The sequence below is a fragment of the Dactylosporangium salmoneum genome, assembly GCF_039532525.1.
Classification (GTDB): Bacteria; Actinomycetota; Actinomycetes; order Mycobacteriales; family Micromonosporaceae; genus Dactylosporangium; species Dactylosporangium salmoneum.
The window spans coordinates 237,183-260,160 of sequence record NZ_BAAARV010000083.1 but is presented as its reverse complement, the minus strand read 5'-3'; the positions used below and the strand labels follow the sequence as shown (position 1 = coordinate 260,160).

Sequence of the window (22,978 nt, the reverse complement as noted above, 5' to 3'; positions counted from 1 at the left end):
GCGGCGACTCGCGCGGCGGCGACTCGCGCGGCGGCGGCCGCCAGCGGGAGTCCCGGGACTCGTTCAGCGGGGGCGGGGCGCTGGCCGACGCGCTGCGTCGGGCCGGGCTCGACAAGGGCCTCGACGGGCTCAAGGACCAGCAGAAGCAGCGGCGGAAGTAGGGCGCAGGCGCCAGACCCGCGTGCGCATGACGTCCCCGTCCTCCAGCTCCCGGCGGACGGGGACGTCGTAGGCGGCCAGCTCCTCGAAGCGCCGCTCCGGCAGGTAGCCCCGGCCCGGGTCGCCGACCAGGGCGACGCTTGCGGCGGTGCGGAGCATCTTCAGTACCGCCGCGGCAACCGTCTCGGAATAGAAGACGTCCCCGGCGACGATCACGTCGGCCGGGACGAGCCGCTCGGCGGTCTCGATCGTCACGCCGTTGCGCTCGGCGTTGCGGCGGGCGGCGGCCAGCGCCCGCGGGTCGGTGTCCACGGCGGTCACGCGGGCCGCGCCCGCCTTGGCCGCGGCGATGGCGACCAGCCCCGAGCCGGCGCCGAGGTCCACGACCGTGCGGCCGGCGACGACGCCCGGGTGGTCCAGGAGGTACCGCGCCAGCGCGATCCCGCCGGGCCAGGCGAACGCCCAGAAGGGTGGCGGGGTGTCGCTGCGGTAGTCGCCCTCGAAGAGCGGGGTGCCGTCCGCGGCCAGGTCGAGCTCGATCTCGGGCAGCATGCCGGCCCCCAAATACGAAAATATCCGGACGCGCGCAGCGCCCGGATATTTCCGATCGGTCGGAAGGTCAGCCGACGATGCCGCTCAACAAGGGAAGCACGCCGCCGGCGACGCCGCCGACCGCGGGCAGGCTCGACACCAGCGGGAGGGCCTCCGGCTGGGCGTGGCGGGGCTGGTAGGCGCTCTCGGTCACCAGCGGGAGGCGGCTGGTGGCCTGCGGCAGCGCGCCCGTGGTCGGGACCAGCCGGTTGGTCACGGCGGTGGTGCTCACGCCCGGGGTCGGGCCGATGCCGCCGATCACCGGGACGCCGGTGATCGAGTCGTTCTTGAGCACGTCGCTGCCGCCCAGCGGCAGGTCGCCGACGAGGGGCAGGCCGCTGGACTCGGTGTACCCGACCGGGATCGCGTAGTCGTCGACCGGGTTCAGCGTGCCGTGGATCGGCAGGCCGTTGCCCAGCAGCGGCAGGCTGCCGACCAGCGGGAGGTCCTCGGTCTGGGCCCGGCGCGGGGACGGCTTCGGCTTGGACCCCGTCGACAGGGCCGGGAAGGCGGTCGAGGTGTCGGCGATCGACGTGCCGCCCAGCGTGTCGGTGCCCGGCAGGCCCGGCAGGCCCAGCTGGTCGAGGCTGGTCAGCTGGCCGACCAGCGGCAGGCCCTCGGTGCCGGCGGCCGGCAGGGTGCCGGTCACCGCGCCGGTGGGCACGGCCGGGAGGCCCGGCAGGCTGCTCGACGTGGTCCGGGGCAGGCCCAGGCTGTCGGTCGGCACGAGGCTCGACACCGGCACGCCGTCGAGCAAGCCCGGCATCGAGCGGTCGTTGAGACGGTTGGTCTCGAGGCCGGCGTCGGTGTCCGTGTCGACGTTGGTGTCGATACGGTCGTTGTGCGCCTGCAGTTGCAGCGACTGGTTGTTCGGCCCGCCAAGCGGCGAGAACAGATCGTCCAGCTGGCCGGGTGCCAGCGCGGTGTCATCGGCGTGTGCGGCGCCGGCGCCCAGCAGCAGCATGCCGCCGGCGAGGCCGACGGTGCCTACCGTCCGGCGAAACCACGTGTTCATCGGCGAAAACCCATCTGGTCGACAATGCGATTCGCCGGGTCCAACGAGACGCCGGGCCTTCGGAAACTGGTGATCTTCGTTAGGATCGCCCGGTGGCGTCCGAGTCTTGGCTGATGAGGCGCCTGCGCGGCAATCTTCCACGCGTTCAGGCGATCACCCGTCCGTGGTCTATCGAGCCCCCGCCCGACCCCTCCGCCGACCCGGCCACCCGGCACGTCGTGCACGGCCCGGCGAAGCGCGTGGTGGTGTGCGGCGACGACCCGCTCGCCCACCGGCTCGTCAGTGAGCTGATCCTGCAGTACGGGGTGCACGTCACCGCCATCATGCCCAGCGCCAAGCGGCGGCACGGCCCGGAGATCGCGCGGCTGCTGTCCGGCCACGGCGGCCGGGTCATCGAGGCCGAGCGGCCCGACACGGCGGCGTTCGAGCGGGCCGACCTGGCCGGCGCCGACGCGCTCGCGCTGGTCAAGCAGGACGACATCGGCAACCTCGACGCCGCCCTGCAGGCCCAGGAGGTCAACCCGAAGATCCGGCTGGTCATCCGGATGTTCAACCTCCGGCTCGGGCACAGCGTGCGGCGCAACTTCGCCGACGTGCGGGTGCTCTCCGACGCCCAGATGGCCGCGCCGGCCTTCGTGTCCGAGGCGCTGGGCGAGGTGGCCCCGGTGCACGTGCGGGTCGCGCAGCGCACCCTCTTCGTGGCCCGCCGCGCCGAGGTCCGCCCCGACGACGTGGTCTGCGGCCTGGCCGCCACCATCGGCGAGGACGAGCCCCGGCTGCTGCCGGAAGAGCAGGAACAGGCCGATCTCGTACTCGCCGTCGCCAACGGCGAGCGCGCCGCCACGGTCGTGGAGCGGGGCGTGCACCTCGAGCCGCGGCGGCGCCCGAGGGTCGAGCGCCTGCGCCGCTGGTGGCGCCGCCAGCTGCACAGCCCCCTGCGGCTGCTGCGCGGACTGGTGAGCCGCCGGCTGTGGGTCACCGCCGCCGCGCTGCTGGCCGTGCTCGTCGCCGGCAGCGTGGTCATCGCCCACTACAAGCACGTGAGCTGGTGGAACGCCGCCTACGTGACCCTGCTGTCCGAGCTCACCGGTGCGAGCCCCGAGCTCGAGTCGCACTGGCCGGAGAAGGTCGTCACCACGCTGCTCGGCCTGGTGAACGTGGCCCTCATCCCGGTCATCACGGCGGCCGTGGTCGAGGCGGTCGTCAACGCCCGCCTGGCGATCGCCCTGGGCCGCCTGCGCGAGCCGGTCTCGGACCACGTCGTCATGGTCGGCCTGGGCAACGTCGGCACCCGGGTCATGCACTCCTTCGTCGACCTCGGCGTCCCCGTCGTGGTCATCGACCGCGACGAGAACGCCCGCGGCGCCCAGGCCGCCCGGGCCCGCGGCGTGCCGTTCATCGTCGGCGACGCCAGCAACGTCGAGACCCTGAAGGCAGCGTCGGTGGACACCTGCCGGGCGCTGGTCGTGGTCTCCACCGACGACCAGGCCAACCTGGAGGCCGCCCTGGAGGGCCGGGCGCTGAAGCCCGACCTGCGGGTCATCCTGCGGCTTCTCGACGGCCGCTTCGCCGACCGGGTGCAGCGGGCCTTCGGCATCACCGCTTCGCGGAGCGTGTCGTACCTCGCCGCACCCGCCTTCGCCGCCGCCCTGCTAGAGCGCGAGGTGATCGGCACCGTCCCGATCGACCGGCGGGTGCTGCTGCTGGCCGAGGTACCGGTGTGCGCGGGCTCCCAGCTCGACGGCCGCACCGTGTCGGCGGCGCAGGAGGTGGGCGGGGTACGGGTCCTGGCCGTGGCGACGGACGGCGAACGGCAGACGGTGTGGGCGCCGCCGGGCGCCTACGTGCTGCGCGCCGACGATCTGCTCACCGTGGTCACCACCCGCCTGGGCTTGGGCGACCTGCTGTCCCGGACCGGCGGCACCCCTTCCTAGCGCCCGCCCCTGCTGCCGTCCGACTCGCCTCCAACTCCGCCTCCCCGTCCCGCCTTCCGCTCCCGCTCCCGTGTTCCGCTCCCGCTCCCGTGTTCCGCTCCCGCTACCCGCCTTCTGCTCCCGCTCCCGTGTTCCGCTCCCGCTCCCGTGTTCCGCTCCCGCTCCCGTGTTCCGCTCCCGCTCCCGTGTTCCGCTCCCGCTCCCGCCTTCTGCTCCCGCCCTCTTGTCTGCGCTCCCGCCCCGGGCCTTCCCTCCTGTTGCCGGGTCCCGAGGCGAACTCGGGGACGGAAGCCTTCGCGCCCGCTCGTCGGGGAGGGGCCATCGCAGGACATGCCCGAAATTTCGGATATGTCGGCCGATCGTCGTGGCAGGGTGAGCCGGACGGGTCGGAACGCAAGTACGGGCGACGGATCCACGAGCGTTCCCGCCTCCTGGCGGGCGGATGGCTCGTTGAATGGGCGGATCGCCCGATTTACCCCTAACACTCCGGGGCGGTCCCTTCTTGCAACCCATTCGGGAGGACGCGCTCATGCGCCGTAGGTCGTTGCTCGTCGCCGGGGTCTGTGCCCTGCTGGGAATCACCGGGGCGGGGGTCGCCATGGCTTCTTCCGGCCCGGCGCAGCCGCCACCGGGCCGGGCGCCGGCCACCGCGCCGCAGCTGCGCCTGCACCACGACATCTCGGGCCTGCAGGAGCCGGGGGCCGAGCCGGCCGGCGTGCTGGAGTCGGTGACCGCCGGGGCGATCGAGCGGGCCGCCAGCCGGACCTTCCAGTACCCGGGCGCCGACTACGTGAAGGTGCACTTCTCGCGGCTCGCGCTCGGGTCCGGCGACAAGGTCGTGGTGAGCGACGCGCAGGGGACCGAGCACTACGAGTACACCTCGAAGGATCTCGGCGACTCCGACAACTGGTCCATGTCCGTGTCGGGCGACCGGGCCGTGGTGCGGGTCGTCAAGGGGCACGACGACGTCTTCGGGATCCGGTCGCGGCTGGCCTCGATGGGGGTCACCATCGACCGCGTGGCGCGCGGGCAGACCGCCACCGAGCGGGCCAGGGCCGACGCCGACCGGAAGGCCGCGCTCGCCGCCGCGCCGCACGAGGAGAGCATCTGCGGGCGGACCAACGAGGCGGAGAACGCGGCCTGTTACAAGTCGTCGGACCCGGTGGCGTACGCGAACTCGAAGCCCGTGGCCCGGATCCTCATCAACGGCGTCGAGCTGTGCACCGCCTGGCGGGTCGGCACCCAGAACCGGATGCTCACCAACCACCACTGTTTCACCACCACCCGCGAGGCCCGCAACACCGAGGTGTGGTTCAACTACGAGTGCGCGCGGTGTGACGGCGGCGCCACGCTGCGTCCCGTCAAGGTCATGGGCGACCAGGTGCTGGCCACCGACGACATCCTCGACTACACGCTGTTCAGCGTGCGCAACTTCGCGCAGATCCAGCAGTTCGGGTACCTCGAGATCGACGACCGGGCCCCGGTGCGCGGTGAGGAGCTGTACATCCCGCAGCACCCGCGGGGCGCCCCGACGGTCATCACCAGCGAGGACAGCACCGAGCGCAGCGGCAACTGCGCGGTCGACGACCCGGCCTACGACGGCTACGCGTCGAACACCGACATGTCGTACTTCTGCGACACCGACGGCGGCTCGTCCGGCTCCCCGGTGATCTCCCGGCGCACCAACAAGGTCATCGCCCTGCACCACTTCGGCGGCTGCCCGAACTCCGGCGTGCGCATCGACCGCATCGCCGCCCAGCTGCGCCGGCTCATGTAGAGATCCTGTGCACGTGGGGCCCGGTTCGCCGGGCCCCTTCGCGTGTTCGGGTACCGTTGAACCCCGTGCGCATCGAGTTACGCCCGGTCCGTCCGTCTGGTTGGTGGCTCGACGCGCTGCTGGTGGCGGGCTTCGTCGTCATCACGATCCTGCTGGCCGCGAAGACCCCGTTGCTGAGCCTGGACCTCGCCGTCCGCGACTTCGTCGACGCGCACCGCCCGAGCTGGGCCGACACCCTGCTGCGCTGGTGCAACCGGCTCGGCCAGGGCGGGCAGGTGCTCACCCCGCTGGCGGTGATCGTCGCCTTCTTCCTGACCCGCGCCCGCCGCACCGTGCGCCCGTTCCTGCTGGTGATCGGCGCCTTCGCGATCACGTACGTGACAATCGGCCCGCTGAAGATCTGGACCGACCGGCTGGCGGCGAGCGAGCACCTGCACGCCCACCCGGAGTACCTCTTCTACGCCGACGAAGGCATGTCGTACCCGTCGGGCCACGTGGTGAACGCCATCGTCTGGTACGGCGTCCTCGCCACCCTCCTGACCGGCGTGGTCAGCCCGCGGGTGGTGGCGGCGATCCGCTACACGGTTCCGCTGGTGCTGTTGTTCACGACGACGTACCTGAGCTTCCACTGGATCACGGACGGCCTGGCGGCGCTGCTGCTGGGGCTGTTCCTGGACCGGCTCCTGCGGCGGGTGCCCTGGGACGCCCTGCCGCTCGGCGGGCGCCTGACGCGCGCGGGCTGGGCCGGCCCGTTCTACGACGTCTCGCCGGCCGAGACCCGGACGCCGCTCGGCAATCGGGCATAAGACCGCGAACCAGAAGAACCGGGCGCTCCGCCTTATCGGACTTACGCCCCGTCGGGAGAAATGTCCGAAAAATCCTGATGCCGCCAGGCATCGGGATTTTTCGCGCCAAGAGACTTACGAAACCCACGCACCCGCGCGCATTACGCGCCGCACATTCAGCTCCTCGTCCAGGACCAGCAGGTCCGCGCGGGCGCCGGCCTGCAGTGTCCCGCGGTCCGAGCCCAGCCCGATGGCGCCCGCCGGCGTGGTGGAGGCCATCCGCGAGGCCGCCGTCAGCGACAGCCCCGCCCCGACGGCCCGCCGGAACGCCTTGTCCATGGTGAGCGTGCTACCGGCGATCGCGCCGTCGCGGGTCAGCCGGGCCACCCCGCCGGCCACGTCGACGCTCTGGCCGCCCAGCTCGTACGTGCCGTCGGGCATGCCGGCGGCGGCCATGGCGTCGGTGATCAGGGCGGCGCGGGCCGGGCCGGTGACCGAGGCGGCGAAGGCCAGGGTGCCGTCGTGCAGGTGGATGCCGTCGGCGACGAACTCGCAGACCACGCCCGACGCGCCGAGGAGGGCGAAGACCGGGCCGGGCTGGCGGTGGTGGGGCGGGCGCATGCCGTTGAAGACGTGGGTGCCCACCGTGGCGCCGGCCTCGACGCCGGCGAGGGTCTCCTCGTAGGTGGCGTCCGTGTGGCCGATGGCGGCGACGACACCGCGGGAAACCAGCAGCCGGATCGCCTCCAGCGCGCCGGGGAGCTCGGGGGCGACCGTGACCAGCCGTACCGCACCCTCTCCCGCGCCGATGAGGGACTCCAGCTCCTCGAGCGACGGGTCGCGCAGGAAGGCCGGGTTCTGGGCGCCGCAGCGGGCCTGGGAGAGGTACGGGCCCTCGAAGTGGATGCCGGCGAGCACGCCCTCCGCGACGAGCGGGGCGAACGCCCTGGTGGCGGCCAGCATGAGCGCCGGCGGCGAGGTGACCAGGCTGGCGAGCATGGTCGTGGTGCCGTGCCCGAGGTGGTACGCGGCGGCCTTGCGCGCCTCGTCCGCGTCGCCGGTGGTGAAGGTCGCACCGCCGCCGCCGTGGACGTGGATGTCGACGAAGCCGGGCACCACGACGGCGCCGTCGGTCGCCGGGCCCCCCTCGCCGACCTCGGCGATGTGCTCGCCCTCGATGCGGACGAAGCCGTTGTCGATGACGCGGTCGCCCGCGACCACCCGGACCCCGGACACCACCGTCATTGCGTGTTCCCCTTCGTGTTCAGGTTGTCGAGCGCGATGAGGGCCGCGCCCAGGCAGCCGGCCTCGTCGCCGAGCGCGGCGCGGGTGATGACCGGCTCGCGATGGAAGGTCACCCGGGCGTGCACGCCCTCGCGCAGCGGAGCCAGCAGGGCCTCGCCCGCCTCGGCCAGGCCGCCGCCGAGCACGATGACCGCCGGGTCGAACAGCGCGATGCCGGTCATCAGACCATCGGCCAGCGCGTCGATCGTCTCGCGCCACACGGCGACCGCGGTCGGCTCGCCCTCGGCGGCCAGCCGGGCCACCTCCTCGGCGGTGGCCGCGCGCCCGGCCTGCTCGGTGTAGCGCCGGCCCACCGCCGACGCCGAGGCGACCGCCTCCAGGCAGCCGCGCTGGCCGCAGCCGCAGACCGGGCCGCCGGGCCGCACGACGATGTGGCCGATCTCGCCGCCCGCCCCGTGCGCGCCGGTGTACACCTGGCCGTGCACCACGTTGGCGGCCGCGATGCCGGTGCCGATGGGGATGACCAGCACGTAGTCGTGCCCGCGCCCGGCGCCGAGACGCGCCTCGGCCAGGCCGCCGCCGCGCACGTCGTGCCCGAGGGCCGCGGGGAGCCCGAGCCGTTCTTCCAGAAGCCTTCGCAGCGGTACGTCCCGGAATCCGACGTTCGCCGCCCAGACCGCGACGCCCTCGGCCTCGTCGATGACCCCGGGCACGACGAGCCCGGCGCCCACCGGCTCCAGCCCCTTGGCCCGGGCGGTCGCGGCGAGCCCCTCGGCGATGCCCAGGATGGTCGCGATGACGGCCTCGCCGCCGCGCTGGGCGCCCGTGGGGTGCCGCTCCGCGTGCTGGACCGTGTGTAGCGCGTCGCCGTCGGCGCCGACCAGGGCACACTTGATCCCGGTGCCCCCGACATCGAGGGCGATCACGGTCTGCGTCATGTGCTCTGTGTCCCCGATCGCTCACTGCCTGATCGTTACGGCATCAAATCCGGCGGGTTCGCGCATCATTGCGCACGGGCGGCCTGGCTGGCAACCATACCGGCCGGGTTGGTTCGAGCAGTTGCCTTTGCGTTTACCCGCTGTTTCGCGCATTATTGTGCACACATCTCGCACCGTATGCGCAGGGGAGGGGGGCGAGTGGACCGCTACGCGCGCTGGAACGCGCTCCTCGAAATCCTCACCGACGCCGGCCGCATCAGCGTGGAGGACGCGGCGGAGCGGCTGGACGTGTCGCAGGCCACGATCCGGCGGGACTTCGACCAGCTGGCCCAGCAACAGATGATCACCCGCACCCGGGGCGGGGCCGTGGCCAACGGGGTGTCCTACGACCTGCCCCTGCGGTACAAGACGGCCAAGCATGCCCCGGAGAAGCAGCGCATCGGCGCCGCGGCGGCCGCGCTGGTCTCGCCCGGCATGGTGGTCGCGCTCAACGGCGGCACCACGACCACCGAGGTGGCCCGCGCGCTCGCGGTGCGCCCCGAGCTCACCGGCGGGGTCGACGACGCCCAGCTCACCGTGGTCACCAACGCGCTGAACATCGCCAACGAGCTGCTGGTGCGCTCCCGGATGAAGATCGTCGTGACCGGCGGGGTGGTCCGCCCGCAGTCCTTCGAGCTGGTCGGCCCGCTCGGCGGCAACATCCTGCGCGACGTCACCCTCGACATCGCCCTGCTCGGCGTCGACGCGCTCGACGTCACCCTCGGCGCCGCCGCCCACCACGAGGGCGAGGCCGCGATGAACAGCCTCATGGTCGCCCGCGCCCGCCGCGTGGTGATCATCGCGGACAGCTCCAAGCTGGGCGGCCACGCCTTCGCCCGGATCTGCCCGATCGACCGCATCGACACGCTGGTGACCGACTCCAACGCCACCACCGCGACGCTCGACGCCTTCCGGTCGGCCGGCGTCAAAATCGTCACCGCCTGACGGCGGGCGCGCGTCAGGGCCCATTCGGAACATGTCGGACATTTCGCGCCATGAACCGGTGGGTGAACGAGGGGTCAGCCGATAGGGTGGCGGGTGACCCCCACGTCCCCCGGGAGAGCGACGATGAAGCGCGACGAACTCGCCGCCCGCCGCGTCCCCACGCAACCGTCCACAGAGGACGTCGACGACTTCCTGGACGGCGACGAGCCGGAGCAGCCGGCCGCGGACGTGGCGGCGGCCGAGGAGCCGGCCGAGCTCGACGAGCGCAGCAAGAAGATCCTCGGCTTCGAGAAGCAGTGGTGGCGCCAGGCGGGCGCCAAGGAGCAGGCCATCCGCGACACCTTCGGGCTCAGCGCGACCCGCTACTACCAGCTGCTCAACGGCCTGCTCGACGACCCCCTGGCGCTGGCGCACGATCCGGTGGTGGTCCAGCGCCTGCGCCGGCTGCGCGCCTCCCGGGCAAGGCACCGGTAGGGCTCAGCGCGACCCGCTACTACCAGCTGCTCGACCACCCCCTGGCCCTGGCGCACGACCCGGAGGTGGTCCAGCGCCTGTGCCGGCTGCGCGCCTCCCGGGCACGGCACCGGTAGGGCTCAGCGCGCCTTCTGCTGCTCCGCGTAGCCGGCCAGCCAGGCCACCTGCACCGGGTCCAGCGACGGGCGGACCCGCTCGCGGGCCAGCTCCACGTGGGTGGCCGTGACCTCGGTGGCGTCCAGCGACTCGCGCATCGCGGCCAGCGCCGACTCGCGGACCAGCGCGGCGCAGTCCGCGGCCGAGAACCGGTCCAGCGACGCGGCCAGGGCCTTCAGGTCCACGTCGGGGGCGAGCGGCACCGACTTCGCGGCCGCCCGCAGGATCTCGGCCCGCGCGTCGGCGTCCGGCGGCGGCACGAAGACCAGCCGCTCCAGCCGGCCGGGGCGCAGCAGGGCCGGGTCGACCAGGTCGGGCCGGTTGGTGGCGCCGATGACCACGACGTTGCGCAGCGACTCGACCCCGTCCAGCTCGGTCAGCAGCGCGGCGACCACCCGGTCGGTGGTGCCGCCGTCGGTGGCCTGCCCGCGGGTCGGGGCCAGCGCGTCCACCTCGTCCAGGAAGACCAACGTCGGCGCGGCCTCGCGGGCGCGGCGGAAGAGCTCGCGCACCGCGCGCTCCGACTCGCCGACCCACTTGGACAGCAGCTCGGCCCCCTTCACCGAGAGCACGTTGGCCTTGCCGGTGCCGGCGATCGCCTTGACCAGGAAGGTCTTGCCGCAGCCGGGCGGGCCGTAGAGCAGCACGCCGCGCGGGGGCTCGACGCCCAGCCGGGAGAAGGCGTCGGGGTACGACAACGGCCACAGCACCGACTCGGTGAGCGTCTGCTTGACCTCGACCATGTCGCCGACGTCGTCGAGGGTGACCTTGGCCAGCTCGAGCGAGCTCTCGGCCATCGACGTCGGGCGGACCACCTCCAGCGCGGCCTCGAAGTCGGCCATCACCACCTGCGGGGTCTCGGCCTCGCGGCGGTGGCGCAGCGCGGCCCGGACCCCGGCCTCGCGGGCGAGCGCGGCCAGGTCGGCGGCGACGAAGCCGGGCGTGCGGCCGGCGACCTCGTCGAGGCGCACGTCGTCGGCCAGCGGCATGCCGCGGGTGAGCACGGTCAGCTGCTCGCGGCGCAGCGCGGCGTCCGGCAGCGGCACCGAGATCTCGTGCGCGAGCAGCTCGGGGGAGTGCAGCGCCGGGTCGACCGACTCGGGGCGGCTGGTGGTGCACACCACCGCCTCACCCTCCCCGATCAGCTCGGCCAGCAGCTGGCGGAACACGGTGGCCAGCGGCCCGGGCTGGTCGCGCGGCGCGAGCGCGTCGACGTCGGAGATGAGCAGGATGGCCGGGCCGGGGGCGCGCATCTCGTCGGCCGCCTTGCGCAGCCGGGCCGCGGCGTCGTTGTTGGTCAGCGCCGCGATCTCGGGCGCCCACAGCGCCACCACCTGGGCCTCGACCTCGGCCGCGACGGCGCGCACGAGCGCCGACTTGCCCGAGCCGGCCGGGCCGGTGACCAGCACGCCGAGGGAGACGGTGGTGCCGAGCTTGGCCAGCACCTCGCCGTGGTGGAAGCCGAGGTCCAGCAGCTCGATCAGCTGCTCGGCCTGCGCCCGCAGCCCGGGCAGGTCGTCCAGCACCGGAGCAGGGACCGGGGCCGAGGCCGGCGCGGCGGCCGTGGGGGCGGAGCCGGCCGGCGCGACGACGCTGCCAGGTGCGTGGGTGGCCTGGCCGTGCTGCCAGCCGACGGCGGTGTCCATGGTGACCAGCGCGCCCGGGTCCGGGTCGGCCGCCACCACGGTCAGCAGGGCGCTCGTCCACGCGTAGCCGACGGTGTTGGACAGGCTGCGCCGGGCCGCCTCGACCAGGCCGCGATCCACCATGTGTACCGCGGGAGCCGACACCGACAGCGTCCCCAGCGACACGTCCTGGGGCAGCAGCGACACGTTGTCGCCGACCGTGACGACCTTGCCCAGCAGGGCCAGCCGCAGCATCTCCGGCGAGACGACCGCCATGATCTCGGCCGGCCCGGACAGCGTGACCGTCTGGGCCGCGCGCAGCGGGGCGGCGGCCACCGCCACCTGGCCCCCGTCCCGCAGGCCGAGGTTGCCCAGCACCAGGTCGTCGGCGTAGAGCAGGGCCCGGCTGGCGCCCGGCTCGGCCACCGCGACGATCCCGGCCGAGGTGCGCCGGCCGGTGAGCGCGATCGGGTCGCCCGGGCGTAGGCCGAGCGCGGTCAGCACCTCCGGGTGCAGGCGGACGACACCCCGGCGGGCGTCGAGCGCGGCTGGGCGGAGGCTGGCGGTGAGCGTCAAGGTCGCCGACACGCAAACGAGCGTAGCCGTTGCTGTGAAGGGCCTGAGGGATTGCGCCCGCCGCAACATCCGATGCGTACGTTTGGTCAATGCGAGTTCGCCTGCCGAGCCTGAGCCGGCGCCAGATCATCTCTGGCGCCGTCGCGTTGGTGCTCGTAGTGGGGCTGGTCGGCTGGGCCTCGGCGCCCAAGCCGAAGAGCTTCCGCACCACCGATCAAATGATCACGGTGAAGACCGGCCCCGACGACGGGTCCGAGGTCACCCTGGACACGACGCTGTACCTGCCCAAGTCGGCCGGGGCCGGCGACCCGGTGCCGGCCGTCCTGCTGGCCCACGGCTTCGGCGGCACCAAGCAGAGCGTGCGCTCCGACGCCGAGCGCTTCGCCGACCAGGGCTACGCCGTGCTCACCTGGACTGCCCAGGGCTTCGGCCGCTCCACCGGCGAGATCCACCTGGACAGCCCGGACTGGGAGGTCAAGGACGCCCAGCGGCTGATCGACTGGCTCGCCGCGCGGCCCGAGATCCGTAAGGACGGCAACGACCCGAAGGTGGCCGCCGTCGGCGGCTCCTACGGCGGCGCGCTGTCCCTGCTGCTGGCCGCCCAGGACGCCCGGGTCGACGCGATCGTGCCGATGATCACCTGGAACGACCTCGTCAACGTCTTCCTGCCCGGCGGGGTGTTCAAGAAGCAGTGGGCGGGGGAGTTCTTCGGCTCCTCGGAGAACCCGGCCAACCCGCAGTGCGGGCGCTTCGCCGAGGACATCTGCAAGGCGTACCTCGACATCGCCACCACCGGCCGGTCCACCCCCGCCACCGAGGCGCTGCTGCGCAAGTCCTCGCCGTCGCAGGTGCTGGACCGGATCAAGGCGCCGACGCTGCTCATCCAGGGCCAGGTGGACACCCTGTTCCCGCTCAGCGAGGGCGACGCCAACGCCCGCGGCATCGCGGCCAACGGCACGCCGGTCCGGGTCGCCTGGTACACCGGCGGCCACGACGGCGGCAGCGGCCCGCAGTCCGAGGTGGACCGGCTGCGGCAGCTCAGCGACCAGTGGCTCGGCCACTACCTCAAGGGCGACGGGGCGACCCCGCCGACGAGCTTCACCTACTCGCGGGTCTCCGGCCTCAACGCGCAGGGCCGCGGCCTGGTCACCGCCGCCTCCTCGGTGGACGCCTACCCCGGCCTGAACAATGTCGGCGCCGCCGTCACGCTGCAGGGCCCCGACCAGCGGATCGCCAGTCCGCCGGACGGCAATCCGGCGGGCATCTCCTCGCTGCCCATCGCCGGGCTGTCCGGCCTGCTCGGCGCGGCCGGCGCCGGCGGGATCACCCAGGAGATCCCCGGCCAGCACGCCGACTTCGTCTCGACCCCGGTCGGCGCGGCCCTGGACGTCGCCGGCGCGCCGAAGGTGCGGCTGCGGGTCGCGTCCCCGACCGGCGAGGCGACGCTCTTCGTCAAGCTCTACGACGTGCCGGCCAAGGGTGAGCCCTCGGTGCCGGACGGGCTCATCGCCCCGATCCACCTCACCGGCCTGCCCAAGAACATCGGCGACGCCGTGCCGGTGACCGTCACCCTGCCCGCGGTCGTGCACCGCTTCGAGGCGGGCAGCCGGGTGCGGGTCACGGTGGCCACGGCGGACACGGGCTACTGGTCGCCGACGGAGCCGGTGGTGTACACCGTCGCCCTCGACGGCTCGGTCGACCTCCCCGCCATCGCCGGCACCCCGCTGGCCAACCCCGACATCGTCTGGCGCTACGTGCTCGCCGGGCTGCTCGCGGCCATCGCGCTCGGCCTGGCCGTGGTGCTGGTCCTCGCCCGGCGGCGGGCCCGGCGCATCGACCGCAGCGTCGACGCCGAGCTCGTCGACACGCCGCTGGTGGTGCGCGGGCTGCGCAAGGAGTACAAGGACTTCGTCGCGGTGGCCCGGGTGGACTTCACCGTGCGGCGCGGCCAGGTGGTCGGCCTGCTCGGCCCGAACGGCGCCGGCAAGACCACCTCGCTGCGGGTGCTCATGGGGCTGACCCGGCCGACCGCGGGCGAGATCCTCGTCTTCGGTCACCGGCTGCTGCCCGGCGCACCGGTGCTGTCCCGGGTCGGGGCGCTGGTCGAGGGGCCCGGCTTCCTGCCGCACCTCACCGGGGCGCAGAACCTGGAGCTGTACTGGAAGGCGACCGGCCGCCCGGCCGAGGACGCCCACTTCGAGGAGGCGTACGAGATCGCCGGCCTCGGCAGTGCGGTCAACCGGCGGGTGCGCACCTACAGCCACGGCATGCGGCAGCGGCTGGCCATCGCCCAGGCCATGCTCGGCCTGCCGGAGCTGCTGGTGCTCGACGAGCCGACGGACGGGCTGGACCCGCCGCAGATCGCCGAGATGCGCAAGGTGCTGCGCCGCTACGCCACCGGCGGGCGGGCCGTGCTTGTCTCCAGCCACCTGCTGGCCGAGGTCGAGCAGACCTGCACCGACGTGGTGGTGATGCACCGGGGCGAGGTGGTCGCGGCCGGGCCGGTCGACGAGATCGTCGGCGAGTCGCCCAGCGTGCAGCTGGACGTTTCCGACGTGGACGCGGCCGAGAAGGTACTGCAGGAGCTCACCGGCGTGCGCTCGGTGGCCTGGTCCGGCGGGCGCGGCCTGGTCGTCGACATCGACGGCGCGCCGCGGGCCGAGGTGGTGGCGGCGCTGGTCAAGGCCGGGGTCGGCATCGACCGAATCGCCCCGCGGCGCCGGCTGGAAGACGCGTTCCTGTCGCTCGTCGGCGGGGACACCAAGGCGAGTGGGGAGCGGCCGTGAGCGGTCCGGAGCGGAGCGGAGGGGCCGCGAACAGTATGAACAGCTTTAGCTCAGGCCGGCGCCGGAGCGAAGCGGAGGGGACGGCATGAGCACCGACGTTGTTGGGGGAGCGGTGGGGTACCGTCCCCGCGCCACCCTCTCGCTGTGGACGGAGATCCGCAGGCAGGCCTCCCGTCGGCGCACGCAGATGGCGCTGGGCTTCATGGTCCTGCTCCCGCTGATCATCCTCATCGCGTTCCAGCTGGACAGCGGCAACAACAACGACAACGGGGGCGGCGGCAACGGCGAGTTCTCCCGCCTGTCGGACCTGGCGACCTCCGGCGGCCCGAACTTCACCCTGTTCACGCTGCTGGTGTCGTCGGGCTTCCTGCTGGTCGTGGTGGTCGCGCTGTTCTGCGGCGACACGGTGGCCAGCGAGGCCAGCTGGGGCAGCCTGCGGTACCTCCTGGCGATGCCCGTCCCGCGAGCCCGCCTGCTCGGCATCAAGCTGGCCGTCTCCCTCCTCTACAGCCTGCTGGCCGTGCTGACCCTCGTCGGCACCGCGCTGTTGGCCGGCACGCTGCGCTACGGCTGGGCCCCGCTGAGCGCGCCGATCGGCGGGGACATCCCGGCCGGCACGGGGGTGGTGCGGCTGCTGGAGATCGTGGGGTACCTCTGCGTCTGCCTGCTCGTCGTCGCCTCGCTCGCGTTCCTGCTGTCGGTGTCGACCGACGCCCCGCTCGGCGCGGTCGGCGGCGCGGTGCTGCTGCAGATCCTGTCCAACATCCTCGACCAGATCACCGCGCTGGGGAACCTGCGCACGGTCCTGCCGACGCACTACAACGACGCCTGGCTCGGCCTGCTCTCCAGCCCGATGCAGGTCGACGACCTCGTCAAGGGCGCCGTGGCCGCGATCGCCTACGCCACGGTGTTCTTCGCCCTCGGGTTCTGGCGCTTCCTGCGCAAGGACGTGGTCAGCTAGACCCAGGTCCACCGGGCGCCCTACCGGCGGGTAGGGTGCCCGGTCATGCGAATCTCCGCCCTCGGGGGCGCGTGCGCGTTGGTCGTCGGGCTCGCCGCCCTCGCGGCGGGCCTCTACTACGACCAGGGCCACCTGGTGCAGTGGGCCCACTTCGCGCAGACGTCCAACGTGACCAAGGGCCCGACCGAGCTGGAGACCGCGCGCGTCTTCAACCTGCTCGGCTCGTTCGCCAGCGCCTTCGCCGCGATCGTGGCCGCCGGCAGCACCCTGCTGGCCCGCCTGGCCGGCCGCTCCGGCGAGTGGGTGCTGCGCCTGACCGCCGTACTGCTGCTGGTGGTCATGCTGCTGGTCGCGGTGGCGGTCGTCGTCGGCTCGTTCACCGGCGACGAACCGGTGGCGATCATCGACACCCCGTGGTGGCTGCTGGCCGTCGAGTGGGGCGCGCTCGCCCTGGCCGTCGTGGGCGCCGCGACGGCCACCGCCCAGCTGTGGCGCTTCGTCCCGGAGTCGGAGGAAGCGGCCGCCTGAACGGGCATATCCCGCGGGTACGACATGTCGGGCGCTCCGCGCCACGATGGGCGCCGCGACGGCCACCGCCCAGCTGTGGCGCTTCGTCCCGGAGTCGGAGGAAGCGGCCGCCTGAACGGGCATATCCCGCGGGTACGACATGTCGGGCGCTCCGCGCCACGACATGTCGGATTTATGCCACGGCGGACGAAAAAACAGAGACTATGCCCCGTCAGGGTAAATATCCGACAAGTCGCGGCACGGAGTGCCCGACTTGTCGGCTTGTTCCCGTCGACGGGTGCTATCCCTCGTAGCCGCTGACGGTGCGCATCGGCGGGCGGTCGGGGTGGGCGACGGCCGTCTCCCGCGGTACAACGGCGGAATCATGCCGCTCGAACTGCGTCAACGTCGGCCAGAGCGAGCGGCTCGGCAACACGCGGGCGTTGATCGTCTGCAGGATCGTGGCGGCCATCCGCCCCAGCGCCGCCGTGTCCTGGTGCCCGTGCGTGCGCTGGCCGAGGTCGACCTGCGCGATGGCGTCCAGCCCGTGCTCGCGCCAGGCGTCGATGAGCAGTCCGGTCTCCACGCCGTAGCCGGCCGCGAAGGGCAGCGACTCGAGCAGCGAGCGGCGGGCCGCGTACTCCCCGGCCAGCGGCTGCACGACCCCGGCCAGCTCCGGGAAGTAGGCGTTGAGCAGTGGCCGGGCGGCCAGCTCCGTGACCCGGCCGCCGCCGGCCGCCGAGAGGTCCAGCAGCGGGCGGTCGTAGAACGCCTTGACCATCAGCGTGGCGGGGTCGGCCAGCAGGGGGCCCAGCAGGCCGGTCACGAAGTGGGGGCGGAAGTCGGTGAGGTCGGCGTCGACGTACACCAGGATGTCGCCCTTGGTGACCGCGAGCGCCTTCCACAGCACCTCGCCCTTGCCCGGCCGGGAGCCGGTGCCCGGCAGGATGTCGTCGCGGTGGTGCACAGTCGCGCCGGCCGCCGCGGCCACCTCGGCGGTGCGGTCCACCGACCCCGAGTCGACCACGATCAGCTCGTCGACCAGCGGGCCCAGGGTGCGCACCCCGGCCACGATCTCGCCGACCGTCGGCTCCTCGTCCAGCGCCGGTAGCACCACGCTCACCCGGGTGTCGCCCTTCGCCGCCAGGACCTCCTCCTCGGGCCAGTCGCGCCAGCCGGAGGTGCGCCGGGCGAACCAGTCCGCCGCGATCGGGTGCATGAGATCAACGCTAGCGGTGTCCGAGTCGTGAGATGACTCATACCCGGCCCCCGGTGGCGCCCCTTACACTGGTGGCACAACTTCATACCTCATCCAGAGGGGCAGAGGGATACGGCCCGATGAAGCCCCGGCAACCCCTGCGCGCGTCTCGATGTCGAGGCCAGTGCGCGGTAGGTGCCAAATCCGTCCCGGTGCACGCCCGTGCGCTTGGGAAAGATGAGAGGAAAGGCCTCCGCCATGACCTCGACGCTCAGCGTCTTCACCGACTCCCCGGCCCGCAACCTGGTTTGCCGCGGCTGCGGCGCCACCTTCTCGCTCGCCGCGCAGCACGCCTGTTACGAGTGTTTCGGCCCGCTCGAGGTGGGTTACGACCCGGCCGCGCTGGCCCAGGTGACCCGCGAGCAGATCGAGGCCGGCCCGCAGAACATCTGGCGCTACGCCCCGCTGCTGCCCGTCGGGGTCGACCCGGACACCCGCGTGAGCCTCGACCCGGGCCTCACCCCGCTGGTCAAGGCCGACGGGCTGGGCAAGGAGCTCGGCTTCACCGCGCAGCTGTGGGTCAAGGACGACTCGGCCAACCCGACGCACTCGTTCAAGGACCGGGTCGTCTCGGTGGCGCTGACCGCGGCCAAGGCGCTGGGCTTCACGCGGTACTCCTGCGCCTCCACCGGCAACCTGGCCAACTCCGTCGCCGCGCACGCGGCCCGGGCCGGCGTCCCGTCGACGGTGTTCATCCCGGCCGACCTGGAGCCGGGCAAGATCATCATGACCGCCGTGTACGGCGGCGAGGTCGTCGCCATCGAAGGCTCGTACGACGAGGTGAACCGGCTCTGCTCGGAGCTGACCGAGACCGACGAGTTCGAGGACACCGCGTTCGTCAACGTCAACGTCCGGCCGTTCTACGCCGAGGGCTCCAAGACGCTCGGCTACGAGGTCGCCGAGCAGCTCGGCTGGCGCATCCCGGCCCAGGTGGTCATCCCGATGGCCAGCGGCGAGCTGCTCACGAAGATCGACAAGGCGTTCGCCGAGCTGGTCGAGATCGGCCTGGTGCCGCCGACCGAGTGGAAGGTCTTCGGCGCCCAGTCGGCCGGCTGCAACCCGATCGCCAAGGCCCTGCACGACGGCGTCGACGAGATCACCCCGGTCAAGCCGACCGGCATCGCGAAGTCGCTGAACATCGGCGACCCGGCGGCCGGCGTCTACGCCCTGGAGTCGGTGCGGCGCACCGGGGGCTGGATGGAGTACGTCGACGACGACGAGATCCGCGCCGGCATCCAGCTGCTCGCCCGGACCACCGGCGTCTACGCCGAGACGGCCGGCGGGGTGACCACGGCGGTGCTCAAGAAGCTCGTCGAGTCGGGCAAGCTCGACCCCAGCGCCGAGACGGTCATCTTCAACACCGGCGACGGCCTGAAGACCCTCGATGCGGTGGCCGGCAACGTCGGACCCACCCACCGGGTGAAGCCGTCGCTCAAGTCCGCCCGCGAGGCCGGCCTGCTCGGATGATTTTTCCGGCCCCGTAGTTACCCAGCGTTCAGGAAAAGAGAGCGCTTTCAGACCGGGACGTGGAACGGGTTGCCCGAATGGCGGTTATGTCCGACACGGAGTGTGATCGACAGCGCGCCGTGCGCTGATCGGTGGACTTGACGCCTTAGGTACCTAGGTCCAGGATGCTCGGTGCGGGAGGACGTGTCGCCGCGAGCTTTCGCCGATATCGGTGGAGGCCGCGACCACAACACCGGAGGTGTTGGCGAGCGTCCTCTCGACCAATTTCCGGGCATAAATGGTTTGCCGCGCCGGCTCACGCGCGCCCACCCTGAGGCCATGGCCCAGACCACGCTCGAGATCGTCGAGGTGCACGCCGATGACCCGGCGGCGATCGACGCGACCTACGACATCGAGGAAACGGCGATGCGCGCCGACGTGCCGGACTGGCCCGACGGCAGCCGGTTCCACCACGCGGCGCTGTTCCGCATCCCGGCGCCCTGGCACGGACGCCGCGTCTTCCTCGCCCTCGACGGCGACGCGCCGGCCGGCACCGTCCAGCTGGAACTGCCGCTGCGCGACAACCTGACCAACGCCCACATCGACGTCCGCGTCGCCCCCGGGCACCGGCGCCGCGGCGTCGGCCGGGCTCTCTACCGGCACGCGGCCGAGCTCGCCCGGGCCGCCGGGCGCACCACCGCCCACTCGTTCAGCCCGCTCGCCCCCGCGCATGAGGCCTTCTGTGCCGGCCTCGGGATGCGCGACGGCCTGACCGACGCCCGCCGGCGGCTGCTCATCGCCGACCTCGACCACGCCGCGCTCGACCGGCTGCACGCCGAGGGCCTGGCCCGCGCGGACGGCTACACCGTGGTGCGATGGGAGAGCGAGGCGCCGGAGGAGTACCTCGAGGACCTCGCCGCGCTGGACAGCTCCTTCATCGCCGAGACGCCGATGGGCGAGCTGGAATACGAGCCGCAGAAGATCGACGCCGGGCGCTTCCGGGAGCAGCAGCGGATGTTCGTCGCCTGGGGCTTGCGGCGCTACCAGACCGGCGTCGTCCACGCGGCCAGCGGCCGGCTCGTCGCCTGGACCGCGATGCGGCTGAGCGAGGGCGTCGACTGGCACGCCTGGCAGGGGATCACCCTGGTGCACCCCGGGCACCGCGGCCACCGCCTCGGCATCGTGGCGAAGGTCGAGAACCTGCGGGCGATGCTCGTCGCCGAGCCGGCGGTCACCACGGTCGACACGTTCAACGCGGTCTCGAACGACTACATGATCGCGATCAACGAGGCCATGGGGTTCCGCTTCGCGGGCACCTGGGCCAACTGGCAGGGCCCCACCGCCTTCTAGGCTCGATGCGGCTTCGCCCGGTCGACCCACACCGGGCGGTGGCAGGATGGCGCCATGGAGAACTCACACCCCATGTTCACCAGCCACGCCGACACGCTGGAGCGGGCGCTGACCGCGATCGCCGAGCGTGCGTACTGGTCCAACTATCCCGAGTCGCCGAGCCCCCGGATCTACGGCGAGCACGCCGCAGCCGAGGGTGAGGCCGCCTTCCGCGCCTACCTGGGCGCCGACTTCCCGCTGAAGGACCAGGCCGGCATCGCCGACTGGGTGTCGACCGAGAGCTCGCCCTTCGGCGTCGCGCTCGACGTGCGGTACCCCCACCTGGACCTCGACGCCGCCTTCGCCGCGCTCGCCGAGGGCATGCCGGCGTGGCGGGCGGCCGGCCCGCAGACCCGCGCCGGGGTCACCCTGGAGATTCTCGACCGGCTGCACAAGCGCGTGTTCGAGCTCGCCAACGCCGTGCACGCGACCACCGGTCAGGCCTTCGTCATGGCCTTCCAGGCCGGTGGGCCGCACGCCCTGGACCGGGCGCTGGAGGCGGTCGCCTACGCCTACCGGGAGATGACCCGCACGCCGGCCACCGCCGACTGGGAGAAGCCGGCCGGCAAGGGGCAGACGCTGCACATGTCGAAGAGCTTCCATGTCGTACCGCGGGGGGCCGCCCTGGTCGTCGGCTGCAACACGTTCCCGACCTGGAACTCCTACCCCGGCCTGTTCGCGTCCCTGGTCACCGGCAACCCGGTGATCGTCAAGCCGCACCCGCGGGCCGTGCTGCCCCTTGCGATCACCGTCAAGATCGCCCGGGAGGTGTTGGCCGACGCCGGCTTCGACCCCAACCTCGTGCTGCTGGCCGCCGAGGCGCCCGGCGAGGGGCTGGCCAAGACGCTCGCCCTGCGCCCCGAGGTGCGCATCATCGACTTCACCGGCTCGACCGAGTTCGGCGACTGGCTGGAGGCCAACGCCCGCCAGGCCGTCGTCTACACCGAGAAGGCCGGCGTCAACACGATCGTGATCGACTCGACCGACGACTTCGCCGGCATGTGCCGCAACATCGGGTTCTCGCTGGTGCTGTACTCCGGGCAGATGTGCACCACCCCGCAGAACATCCTCGTCCCGGCGACCGGCATCGCCACCGACGAGGGGCACAAGAGCCTCGACGAGGTGGCCCAGGGCATCGCGAGCGCGGTCGCGAAGCTCACCGCGGACGCGGCCAAGGGCGTCGAACTCACCGGCGCGATCGTCAACGAGAGCGTGCTGGAGCGGCTGGCGAACGCGGCCACGCTCGGCGATCCGGTGCTGGAATCCTCAGACGTTTCGCACCCCACCTACGCCGGCGCGACGGTGCGCACCCCGCTCATCCGCAAGCTCGGCGCCGACGACGCGCAGACCTACGGCACGGAGTGGTTCGGGCCCATTTCCTTCGTTGTAGGAACGGATTCCACGGTGGGTAGTTTGCGGATCTTCGCCGACACCGTCGGCAAGAAGGGCGCATTGACCGCTTCGGTGTATTCGACGTCGGAGGACGTCCTGGACGCCATGGAAGAGGCCGCGCTGCTTGCCGGCGTGCATTTGTCAGTCAACCTTACGGGCGGGGTCTTCGTGAACCAGTCGGCCGCCTTTTCGGACTTCCATGCCAGTGGCGCCAATCCGGCCGCCAATGCCGCGCTGACCGACGGGGCGTACGTGGCGGGACGCTTCCGGGTAGTTCAGTCACGCCGTCACGTCTAACTCTGTTACTTACTAACACGTAGTCGCCGGGCGATGTCTGATCATGCAAGAGAAGGCATGCTCGGCGACCTTTTCAAACTGCTTGATTCGTGACCTTGCTGTCCGATTTGGGCCTGTCGAGGCAGGGGTAACTCCTGTACCGTGCGGTTCGGTCGTCGTTCCTTCGCCGGAGCCACCCCCGGATCCGGCGGCTGTGGTCGAAGGCCCGGGGGCTGGTCCCCACAGCCAGCCGAGTGACGCAGCAGGACCGAAGTAGAGGAAGTGCACCGTGGCACAGGGCACCGTCAAGTGGTTCAACAGCGAGAAGGGCTATGGCTTCATCGCGGTCGACGGGGGACAGGACGTGTTCGTCCACTTCTCCGCGATTCAGATGGACGGCTACAAGTCGCTGGAAGACGGACAGCGCGTGGAGTTCGAGATCGCGCAGGGCCAGAAGGGCCCGCAGGCGGAGCAGGTGCGCCACCTCGCCTGATCAAAAGTCCGCATTCACCCCGCCGGGGCACCGTCCTCATTGATGAGGAACGGTGCCCTGCGTGTATTTCCGGGTCTCTTTTCGGGCTTTGGGGCGTTTTGCGCCGATGGTGGGTCCTCGGCCGCTAGAGTTGATCTTGCCCTCCGCCACCTTGCCCGTCACCCCCGGTTTGCTTGCACTCGACTGGCCAGAGTGCTAAACAAGGACTTGG

At 72.3% G+C, this 22,978-nt stretch carries 19 protein-coding genes and 1 riboswitch; of the genes, 13 read left to right on the top strand and 6 right to left on the bottom strand.

Annotation, left to right across the window (positions count from 1 at the left end):
* Window positions 1–129: 129 nt before the first annotated feature.
* Together ABD352_RS42595 and ABD352_RS42590 are read right to left on the bottom strand one after the other, a co-directional pair.
* Window positions 130–711 carry a class I SAM-dependent methyltransferase gene (locus tag ABD352_RS42595; RefSeq protein WP_425553889.1) on the bottom strand — a complete coding sequence of 194 codons (582 nt, stop codon included), beginning with the start codon at window positions 709–711 and terminating at the stop codon, window positions 130–132.
* A gap of 67 nt (window positions 712–778) precedes the next feature.
* A complete protein-coding gene (locus ABD352_RS42590; RefSeq protein WP_344618258.1) occupies window positions 779–1,765 on the bottom strand; it encodes a hypothetical protein in 987 nt (328 codons plus the stop codon).
* 113 nt (window positions 1,766–1,878) lie between these two features.
* On the opposite strand from ABD352_RS42590, the gene ABD352_RS42585 reads away from it, so the two are divergent.
* The 3 genes from ABD352_RS42585 to ABD352_RS42575 all read left to right on the top strand — a co-directional run bounded on the left by ABD352_RS42585 (window position 1,879) and on the right by ABD352_RS42575 (window position 6,282).
* The gene (locus tag ABD352_RS42585; protein ID WP_344618257.1) at window positions 1,879–3,699 is read left to right on the top strand and encodes a potassium channel family protein; all 1,821 of its coding nucleotides are present in this window, start codon (window positions 1,879–1,881) and stop codon (window positions 3,697–3,699) included.
* A 529-nt stretch (window positions 3,700–4,228) separates the two neighbouring features.
* A complete protein-coding gene (locus ABD352_RS42580) occupies window positions 4,229–5,476 on the top strand; it encodes a trypsin-like serine peptidase (protein WP_344618256.1) in 1,248 nt (415 codons plus the stop codon).
* Between the two features lie 65 nt (window positions 5,477–5,541).
* Complete coding sequence (locus tag ABD352_RS42575; RefSeq protein ID WP_425553888.1) at window positions 5,542–6,282, top strand: phosphatase PAP2 family protein; 741 nt, start codon at window positions 5,542–5,544, stop codon at window positions 6,280–6,282.
* Window positions 6,283–6,396: 114 nt separating this feature from the next.
* Here the strand turns inward: ABD352_RS42575 and nagA are convergent, their stop codons facing one another.
* Together nagA and ABD352_RS42565 are read right to left on the bottom strand one after the other, a co-directional pair.
* Window positions 6,397–7,506 carry an N-acetylglucosamine-6-phosphate deacetylase gene (nagA, locus tag ABD352_RS42570; protein ID WP_344618255.1) on the bottom strand — a complete coding sequence of 370 codons (1,110 nt, stop codon included), beginning with the start codon at window positions 7,504–7,506 and terminating at the stop codon, window positions 6,397–6,399.
* Complete coding sequence (locus tag ABD352_RS42565) at window positions 7,503–8,444, bottom strand: ROK family protein (RefSeq protein ID WP_344618254.1); 942 nt, start codon at window positions 8,442–8,444, stop codon at window positions 7,503–7,505. Before ABD352_RS42565 ends, nagA begins: the two co-directional genes overlap by 4 nt.
* A 198-nt stretch (window positions 8,445–8,642) precedes the next feature.
* Here ABD352_RS42565 and ABD352_RS42560 point away from each other — a divergent pair, with 198 nt between their 5' ends.
* The 3 genes from ABD352_RS42560 to ABD352_RS42550 all read left to right on the top strand — a co-directional run bounded on the left by ABD352_RS42560 (window position 8,643) and on the right by ABD352_RS42550 (window position 10,018).
* Complete coding sequence (locus ABD352_RS42560; protein WP_344618253.1) at window positions 8,643–9,428, top strand: DeoR/GlpR family DNA-binding transcription regulator; 786 nt, start codon at window positions 8,643–8,645, stop codon at window positions 9,426–9,428.
* Window positions 9,429–9,551: 123 nt separating this feature from the next.
* Complete coding sequence (locus ABD352_RS42555; protein WP_344618252.1) at window positions 9,552–9,902, top strand: DUF3263 domain-containing protein; 351 nt, start codon at window positions 9,552–9,554, stop codon at window positions 9,900–9,902.
* 26 nt (window positions 9,903–9,928) lie between these two features.
* Complete coding sequence (locus ABD352_RS42550) at window positions 9,929–10,018, top strand: DUF3263 domain-containing protein (RefSeq protein ID WP_425553894.1); 90 nt, start codon at window positions 9,929–9,931, stop codon at window positions 10,016–10,018.
* A gap of 3 nt (window positions 10,019–10,021) precedes the next feature.
* Here ABD352_RS42550 and ABD352_RS42545 read toward each other — a convergent pair whose 3' ends face one another.
* A complete protein-coding gene (locus ABD352_RS42545) occupies window positions 10,022–12,271 on the bottom strand; it encodes an AAA family ATPase (protein ID WP_344618251.1) in 2,250 nt (749 codons plus the stop codon).
* A 77-nt stretch (window positions 12,272–12,348) separates the two neighbouring features.
* Between ABD352_RS42545 and ABD352_RS42540 the strand changes: the two genes are divergently transcribed.
* The 3 genes from ABD352_RS42540 (at window position 12,349) to ABD352_RS42530 (ending at window position 16,534) form a co-directional block, all read left to right on the top strand.
* Window positions 12,349–15,045 (top strand): alpha/beta fold hydrolase, encoded by a 2,697-nt coding sequence (locus tag ABD352_RS42540; protein ID WP_344618250.1) that lies wholly within the window; start codon window positions 12,349–12,351, stop codon window positions 15,043–15,045.
* Between the two features lie 85 nt (window positions 15,046–15,130).
* Entirely contained in the window at window positions 15,131–16,006 is an 876-nt protein-coding gene (locus ABD352_RS42535) for an ABC transporter permease (RefSeq protein ID WP_344618249.1), read from the top strand.
* A 45-nt stretch (window positions 16,007–16,051) separates the two neighbouring features.
* Window positions 16,052–16,534, top strand: coding sequence for a hypothetical protein (locus ABD352_RS42530; RefSeq protein ID WP_344618248.1), 483 nt, complete (start codon window positions 16,052–16,054; stop codon window positions 16,532–16,534).
* 280 nt (window positions 16,535–16,814) lie between these two features.
* Here the strand turns inward: ABD352_RS42530 and ABD352_RS42525 are convergent, their stop codons facing one another.
* A complete protein-coding gene (locus tag ABD352_RS42525; RefSeq protein WP_344618247.1) occupies window positions 16,815–17,732 on the bottom strand; it encodes a glucosyl-3-phosphoglycerate synthase in 918 nt (305 codons plus the stop codon).
* A gap of 86 nt (window positions 17,733–17,818) precedes the next feature.
* A riboswitch (SAM riboswitch) is annotated at window positions 17,819–17,955 on the top strand.
* 14 nt (window positions 17,956–17,969) lie between these two features.
* Between ABD352_RS42525 and thrC the strand changes: the two genes are divergently transcribed.
* From thrC to ABD352_RS42505, 4 genes are all read left to right on the top strand, one after another.
* A complete protein-coding gene (thrC, locus tag ABD352_RS42520) occupies window positions 17,970–19,238 on the top strand; it encodes a threonine synthase (RefSeq protein WP_344618246.1) in 1,269 nt (422 codons plus the stop codon).
* A gap of 318 nt (window positions 19,239–19,556) precedes the next feature.
* A complete protein-coding gene (locus ABD352_RS42515; RefSeq protein ID WP_344618245.1) occupies window positions 19,557–20,567 on the top strand; it encodes a GNAT family N-acetyltransferase in 1,011 nt (336 codons plus the stop codon).
* A 54-nt stretch (window positions 20,568–20,621) separates the two neighbouring features.
* A complete protein-coding gene (paaN, locus tag ABD352_RS42510; RefSeq protein ID WP_344618244.1) occupies window positions 20,622–22,295 on the top strand; it encodes a phenylacetic acid degradation protein PaaN in 1,674 nt (557 codons plus the stop codon).
* A 268-nt stretch (window positions 22,296–22,563) separates the two neighbouring features.
* Window positions 22,564–22,767, top strand: a complete 204-nt coding sequence (locus ABD352_RS42505; RefSeq protein ID WP_344618243.1) for a cold-shock protein — start codon at window positions 22,564–22,566, stop codon at window positions 22,765–22,767.
* Window positions 22,768–22,978 lie beyond the last annotated feature (211 nt).

Bases quoted from the DNA above. Each gene is read 5' to 3' on its own strand.
- ABD352_RS42595 (WP_425553889.1), bottom strand. From the start codon at position 711: ATGCTGCCCGAGATCGAGCTCGACCTGGCCGCGGACGGCACCCCGCTC.
- ABD352_RS42590 (WP_344618258.1), bottom strand. From the start codon at position 1,765: ATGAACACGTGGTTTCGCCGGACGGTAGGCACCGTCGGCCTCGCCGGC.
- ABD352_RS42585 (WP_344618257.1), top strand. From the start codon at position 1,879: ATGAGGCGCCTGCGCGGCAATCTTCCACGCGTTCAGGCGATCACCCGT.
- ABD352_RS42580 (WP_344618256.1), top strand. From the start codon at position 4,229: ATGCGCCGTAGGTCGTTGCTCGTCGCCGGGGTCTGTGCCCTGCTGGGA.
- nagA (WP_344618255.1), bottom strand. From the start codon at position 7,506: ATGACGGTGGTGTCCGGGGTCCGGGTGGTCGCGGGCGACCGCGTCATC.
- ABD352_RS42565 (WP_344618254.1), bottom strand. From the start codon at position 8,444: ATGACGCAGACCGTGATCGCCCTCGATGTCGGGGGCACCGGGATCAAG.
- ABD352_RS42555 (WP_344618252.1), top strand. From the start codon at position 9,552: ATGAAGCGCGACGAACTCGCCGCCCGCCGCGTCCCCACGCAACCGTCC.
- ABD352_RS42540 (WP_344618250.1), top strand. From the start codon at position 12,349: ATGCGAGTTCGCCTGCCGAGCCTGAGCCGGCGCCAGATCATCTCTGGC.
- ABD352_RS42535 (WP_344618249.1), top strand. From the start codon at position 15,131: ATGAGCACCGACGTTGTTGGGGGAGCGGTGGGGTACCGTCCCCGCGCC.
- ABD352_RS42530 (WP_344618248.1), top strand. From the start codon at position 16,052: ATGCGAATCTCCGCCCTCGGGGGCGCGTGCGCGTTGGTCGTCGGGCTC.
- ABD352_RS42525 (WP_344618247.1), bottom strand. From the start codon at position 17,732: ATGCACCCGATCGCGGCGGACTGGTTCGCCCGGCGCACCTCCGGCTGG.
- thrC (WP_344618246.1), top strand. From the start codon at position 17,970: ATGACCTCGACGCTCAGCGTCTTCACCGACTCCCCGGCCCGCAACCTG.
- ABD352_RS42515 (WP_344618245.1), top strand. From the start codon at position 19,557: ATGGCCCAGACCACGCTCGAGATCGTCGAGGTGCACGCCGATGACCCG.
- paaN (WP_344618244.1), top strand. From the start codon at position 20,622: ATGGAGAACTCACACCCCATGTTCACCAGCCACGCCGACACGCTGGAG.